This window comes from Xaviernesmea rhizosphaerae (genome assembly GCF_001938945.1).
GTDB lineage: Bacteria > Pseudomonadota > Alphaproteobacteria > Rhizobiales > Rhizobiaceae > Xaviernesmea > Xaviernesmea rhizosphaerae.
Genome location: NZ_MKIO01000034.1, coordinates 47,973 through 54,272, shown reverse-complemented (window position 1 = coordinate 54,272; position 6,300 = coordinate 47,973). Strand labels below are relative to the sequence as shown.

Here is a 6,300-nt window from a genome sequence, read left to right as displayed (position 1 = left end):
ACGGGGCGCGGCCGGCGCACGAGGGGCGGCAGGCGCATGGGCGGGTGCGGCGGCGACCGGGCGGGCGCGCGCGGGCTCGTTGCGCCGCGTGCTGGGCTGATCGAGCTGGAAGCGGCTGATCAGCTGGCGCAGCCGTTCGGTTTCCTGCGCCAGCGTGGCGCTGGCGGCATTGGTTTCCTCGACCATGGCCGCATTCTGCTGCGTGACCTGGTCCATCTGGTTGACGGCCGAATTGACCTCGGCCAGACCCGTCGCCTGCTCGCGCGCGGAGTTGGCGATGGCGTTCATATGGTCGTTGACCGTGACGATGTTCTCCTGGATCAGCTTCAGCGCATCGCCGGTCTCGCTGACCAGCTTGACGCCGCTGCGCACCTCGTCCGAGGAGTTGCGGATCAGTTCCTTGATCTCCTTGGCGGCCTGCGCCGAGCGCTGCGCCAGTTCGCGCACTTCCTGGGCGACGACCGCGAAGCCCTTGCCCGCCTCACCCGCACGCGCGGCCTCGACGCCGGCATTGAGCGCCAGCAGGTTGGTCTGGAAGGCGATCTCGTCGATCACGCCGATGATGTTGGAAATCTGCTGCGAGGAGGTCTCGATCCGGGCCATGGCGCTCACCGCGTCGGAGACGATCTGGCCGGAGCGACGGGCGCTGTTGTCGGCCTGCTCCGAAGCATGGCGCGCTTCCTCGGCGCGCTTGGAGGAGTTGGAGACATTGGCAGTGATCTCGTCCAGCGCGGCAGCGGTTTCCTCGAGTGCGGCGGCCTGCTGCTCGGTGCGCTTGGAAAGGTCCTGCGCACCATGGCTGATTTCGCGGGTGCCGGTGTCGATCTCGCCGGTCGACTGGGCGACGGAGGCGAGCGTCTGGCTCAGCTCGCGCACGGCATTGTTCATATTGTTGCGCAGCGACTCGAACTCCGCGCCGAACGGCCGGTCGAGCGAGACCGTCAGATTGCCCTGGGCCAGTTCCGACAGGGCGCCGCCGATGGTCTGCACTGCATGGACGCGCTCGCTGACATCCGTGGCGAACTTGACGATCTTGGCGACGCGCCCCTTCTCGTCGAGGATCGGATTGTAGGAGGCATTGATGATGACGCGCTTGCCGCCCTTGCCGAAGCGGGTGAATTCCGCCGCCTGGAAGCGCCCGGCGCGCAGCGCCGACCAGAACTGCTGGTATTCGGGAGAGCCGGCATAGACCTGATCCACCAGCATGCTGTGTGGACGGCCCTTGATCTCGTCCAGACGATAGCCGAGCAGGTCGAGGAAATTCTGGTTGGCGGTGACGATCTCGCCGGTCGGCAGGAATTCGATGATCGCCTGCACGCGGCCGATCGCGTCCATCTGGTTGCGATAGTCGAGATTCTGCAGACGCTCCTTGGAATTGGCCCATTCGACCACATAGCCCGTCGTCTTGCCGTTCTTGCGCAGCGGCGTGACGATCAGGTCGAACACGCGCGGGCCGACATTGATGGTTGTGCGGTGCTGCTGCGTCAGGGCCGCCAGCATATTGCGCTGGTGCGACGGGTTCTTGTGAAAGATATCGATGTTGGCGCCGATCAGCGCCTTGCTGTCGAAGCGCGGCAATTCCTTTTTCAGCTCGCCTTCCGCTTCCTTCATCAGCTCGCGGGCGGCCGCATTCAGGTAGAGAATATTCAGCTTTTCGTCGGCAATCATCACATTGGCCGTGATGACCTCCATCGATGCAAGCTGCGACCGCGTGACCTGAGATGATCCAAACACCGACTGACTCCTTCGGCCTGTCAATCCAAAATACAGGATCGTCGGCAACAGCCCTTGATGTCACAGCACTCAAGTCATTGAGGCACGTAATAAAGGCATGCAACTTTCCCCGGGACAGACCATAATATTTGGCCCTTTATAATTTATTACGCATCCTTGTAGAACTGATGACCCGGCTCCTCTTGACAACACGGCTGGCCTCATACCGAAAACTTTAAGGCGGCGGCGGCGGCGGCGCAGTTTAGATTTATCGCTCAAGATCGAGCAGTCCAGGTTGCGCAATCCGAGACAATCCTCCGAAAGTGCAATCGGAACGATCAAGCCGCCTTGGTCGGGCACTCCGGCAAGGCATCTCAGCGCGCCCCCCTTGGTCCTTCCGGTCAGGCGCCGGTTTTACGCCTCGTGCGTGACACAGCCGTCCCGACCCCCCTGACAAGGTTGTACATTCCACAGATCGCACGGCGTGGGCGCATTTCGCGTCGGGCTTGCCTGTTGTGATGATCCGCAAATCTTCTCGACTGCCTTTTGCGCCGGTTACCCACCTCGCCGTGAAGAAAACAGGCGCGAATGCCTGCGCGCCTGGTCGCAGACACATCCTCTTCGCGCGCTCGGCTTTCCCGCGAACTGGGTAGCGTCATCGCAAAGAGGGGAAAACCGAGGAGGATCGTCTCGGATAACGGCACGCAGACGACCAGCATGGCCATCCGCAAAACGTGCCAGCAGACAGAGGTCCACTGGCACGCTGGCTCTCAAGAACAAACAGCGACTGCAGTCAGGCGGCCGCTGACCGTTGATCGGCCTCAGGCTTCCTCTTCCTGGAAGGCTTCTTCGCGGGTTTTGCGGAAGGAGGGCAGGATCATCAGGAGCAGCACGCCCGCCGTCGCGATCAGCAGCACGAGGCTGATCGGCCGTTCCACGAAGACGCTCGGGTTCCCGTGCGAGATCGTCAGCGCGCGGCGGATGTTGGTTTCCAGCAGCGGCCCCAGGACGAAGCCCAGAAGCAGGGGACCGGGCTCGCACTTCGCCTTGCGGAAGGCATAGCCGAGCAATCCGAAGCCGGCAGCCAGGGCCACGTCGAAGATGCGGTTGTTGATGCTGTAGACACCGACACAGCAGAACAGAAGGATCGCCGGATACAGCAGACGATAAGGGACCGTCAGCAGTTTCACCCAGACCCCGATCAGCGGCAGGTTGATCACCACGAGCATCAGGTTGCCGATCCACATGCTGGCAACGAGACCCCAGAAGATTTCCGGCTGGGTTGCCAGAACCGTCGGCCCCGGGGTGATCCCGTGAATGATGAAGGCGCTCAGCATCATCGCCATCATGTTGTTCGACGGAATGCCGAGCGTCAGCAGCGGGATGAACGACGATTGCGCGCCCGCATTGTTGGCCGCTTCCGGTCCGGCGACCCCTTCAACGGCCCCGTCGCCAAATTCCTGGGGACGCTTCGATACCTTTTTCTCAACCGAATAGGCGCAGAAGGAGGCGAGCGTCGCGCCGCCGCCCGGAAGCACGCCAAGGAGCGTGCCGACACCGGTTCCCCGCAGCACGGCCGGCCATGCGCGCCGGAAGTCTTCCCGCGTCGGCCACAGCCGGCTGAGCTTGCTGACCAGAATGCCGCGCGCCTCGACATTTTCCAGATTTTCGATGATCTCCGCAAAGCCGAACAGCCCGATCGCGATCACGACGAAGTCGATCCCGTCGAACAGTTCAACGGCGCCGAAGGTCAGGCGTTCTTCGCCGGAGCTGGCATCGATCCCGACCATGCCGAGCAGCAGGCCGAGAAGGATCATGCCGATCGCCTTCAGGACCGGCCCGCGCGCGAGGATCGTCGCGGCAAGCAGACCGAACAGCATCAGCGACACATATTCCGCCGGTCCGAAAGACAGAGCGAAGGACGAGAGCGTGGGGCCGGCGATCGCAATGCCGAAGGTCGCAACCGTTCCGGCGAAGAAGGAGCCGAGCGCTGCGACAGCCAGCGCCGAGCCGGCGCGCCCCTGCTGCGCCATCTTGTAGCCATCGACAGCGGTGACGACCGACGACGCCTCCCCTGGAAGATTGACCAGGATCGCCGTTGTCGATCCACCATATTGTGCGCCGTAATAGATGCCGGCCAGCATGATCAACCCGGCAAGGGGCGGAAGGTAGAAGGTGATCGGCAGCAGAACGGCGATCGTTGCCGTGGGCCCGATCCCCGGCAGCACCCCGATCAGCGTGCCCAGGAGAGCGCCGAGCAGGCAGAAGCCGAGGTTGGTCGGCGTCAGGGCTTCGCTGAAGCCCAGCATGAGAAGATCGACGAAATTCATGGTTTCCCTCCTCAGAACGGCCAGATGGGCATCTGGACCCCGAGGCCGATGATGAAGACCAGAGCGCCAAAGGTCGTGAGCCCGGCGGTCAGCAGGATCACCTCGCGAAGCCGGGAATCCCGGTCAGCGAGGCTGCCGACGAGAAGCAGCCAGACAGAGGCCGCAACGAAACCGAAGAACTCCGCGATGAAGGCGAAGCCGATGACGGCCGCCAGGATGATCGCCAGCGGCCAGAGCTTCGGCCTGGCGATGTCCACGCGGGCCCGGACAGCGCCGAACCCGCCGATCGCCGCGCCGATGATGATCAGGAGCCAGGACACGATTCTTGGAAGGTAGCCCGGGCCCATGGCGGATGCCGTGCCGAGGGTCAGGTCGCGCCCGGCCCAGAGGCCGAGCGCGCCGAAACCGATAAAGAGCGCGGCGGTGAAGAGGTCCGGCCGATCACCGGTTCCTCCAGCCTTGTTGGGTGACGCCATCACTTCTGTTCCTTGGCCAGTTTCCAGATCGCGCCAAGGCGTTCCGCGCGCACAGGCAGTTCCTTGTTCCAGGCCTCGGCGGAGCGATAGGAAATCGCAAGCGACATCTGCTTCGCCTTTGCCTGAAATTCTGGATTTTCGAGCGCCTTTTCGACCGCGCTCGAGAACCTGTTGCGGATCTCCTCGGGCACGTCGCAGCTCATGGCGATGCCGCGCTCGGAGCTCATCAGCACTTCCAGGCCCTGCTCCTTGGCGGTCGGGAGATCGGGCGCGATGGAGGCCCGCTCTTCGGCGAACTGGCCGAGATTCTTGAACGCGGAGTGGTCGTTGCCGACGAACTCGCCGACATTGATGCCGATCGTGTCGACATGTCCGCCGAGAAGCGCGGTGCGCGCCTCGTTCGCCCCGTTGAACGTCACCGCGGTCAGGTCGATGCCTGCAGCCTTTTCCAGCTGCAGCATGGCAAGGTGCTCATCGGTTCCCAGGCCCGTGGTGCCGACGGTCACGGCGCCAGGGTTTTCCTTGGCATAGGCGACGAGATCTTTCAGCGTGTTGAACTTGGAGCTGGCCTGGACGATGAAGGAGCCGGGGTCTTCGACCACGCGTGCGACGAGGCAGAGCTTCTTTGGATCGAACCGGACCTTGCGGTCCATCTGCATGGTCAGGTAGCCCGGCGTGTTCAGCGACGAGACGGTGTAGCCATCCGGGCGAGCCTGGGTCATCGCTGTGTAAGCGATCTCACCGGAAGCCCCCGGGCGATTCAAAATGGTGATTTTCGCGCCCAGCTCTTTTTCAATGTACGGGGCAAGGGTTCGATTCATCACATCCGTCCCGCCGCCGGGAGCATATGCGACAATGAACTCGATCGGGCGGTCGGCGGGCCATTCGGCATGGGCCGCACCGGCTCCCAGAAAAAGCACCGTCGCCAGTGCGGTATTGCGGATCAACTGGTTCATTTCGTCCTCCCAAGGATCGCTCAATCGATTGCGTGTTCGTGATGGACGGCAGGCTTGGTATGCTCGCTGCCCGGGGCCGGCTCCTCCTCCCGAAGAGCCGACGATGGAGATCAAATGGTAGAGGGCAGCTCGCACCCGCCCTTGGCGAGCGCGTCATTGAACCATGTCGGCTTGTGTGTGCCGGCCTTGATGGCCTCGATCTGCTTCTGCTCGGCCGCAGACTTGGCGAGCGTTCTGTCATAGACCTCGGCGACATCGTCGATTGGCACGACAACAACGCCGTCCGCGTCGCCGACGATCAGATCGCCCGGCATCACCACCATGCCTCCGATGGCGACCGGCGTGTTGATTTCTCCCGGGCCGTTCTTGAAGGGTCCACGGTGGGTGATGCCGACGGCATAGGCCGGAACGTTCATTTCGAGAAACGCATCCGCATCGCGGATCGCGCCGTTCAGAACGAAACCGACAATGCCACGGCGATGCCCGTAATCGAGCATCATTTCGCCCATCAGGGCGTGGGTGACGTCGCCGCCCGCATCCATGACGATCACGTCGCCATCGACCGCCATGTCCATCGCCTTGTGAAGCATGAGATTATCGCCAGGCGGCGCCTTCACCGTCAGCGCGCGCCCGACGAGCTTGCCTTCGCGATGCATGGGGCGAAGCTGGGCGCCCCCGGCATACATGCGGTGCATGCTGTCGCTGATGTTTGCGACCGGCAACGCCCTGAACTTTTCGATCCACTGCTGATCGATGACCCTGTCTCTGCGTCGAACCCTGAAGCCTATGGTCAACGTCGCCTCCTCATGCTGTTAAATGGGTGAA

General features: G+C 62.9%; 5 protein-coding genes. All 5 read right to left on the bottom strand.

From position 1 onward, the window contains the following. On the bottom strand, nt 1-1,734 hold a 1,734-nt coding region (locus BJF92_RS16420; protein ID WP_075635843.1), incomplete at its 3' end, for a methyl-accepting chemotaxis protein. An 800-nt stretch (nt 1,735-2,534) separates the two neighbouring features. Further along, nucleotides 2,535-4,043 (bottom strand): tripartite tricarboxylate transporter permease, encoded by a 1,509-nt coding sequence (locus BJF92_RS16410; protein ID WP_075635839.1) that lies wholly within the window; start codon nt 4,041-4,043, stop codon nt 2,535-2,537. 11 nt (nt 4,044-4,054) lie between these two features. Beyond that, a complete protein-coding gene (locus tag BJF92_RS16405) occupies nt 4,055-4,519 on the bottom strand; it encodes a tripartite tricarboxylate transporter TctB family protein (RefSeq protein WP_075635838.1) in 465 nt (154 codons plus the stop codon). Next, nucleotides 4,519-5,475, bottom strand: coding sequence for a tripartite tricarboxylate transporter substrate binding protein (locus tag BJF92_RS16400; RefSeq protein ID WP_075635837.1), 957 nt, complete (start codon nt 5,473-5,475; stop codon nt 4,519-4,521). The genes BJF92_RS16405 and BJF92_RS16400 overlap by 1 nt, the downstream gene beginning before the upstream one ends. A gap of 110 nt (nt 5,476-5,585) precedes the next feature. Then, the gene (locus tag BJF92_RS16395) at nt 5,586-6,269 is read right to left on the bottom strand and encodes an RraA family protein (protein WP_075635836.1); all 684 of its coding nucleotides are present in this window, start codon (nt 6,267-6,269) and stop codon (nt 5,586-5,588) included. Between the last annotated feature and the right edge of the window lie 31 nt (nt 6,270-6,300).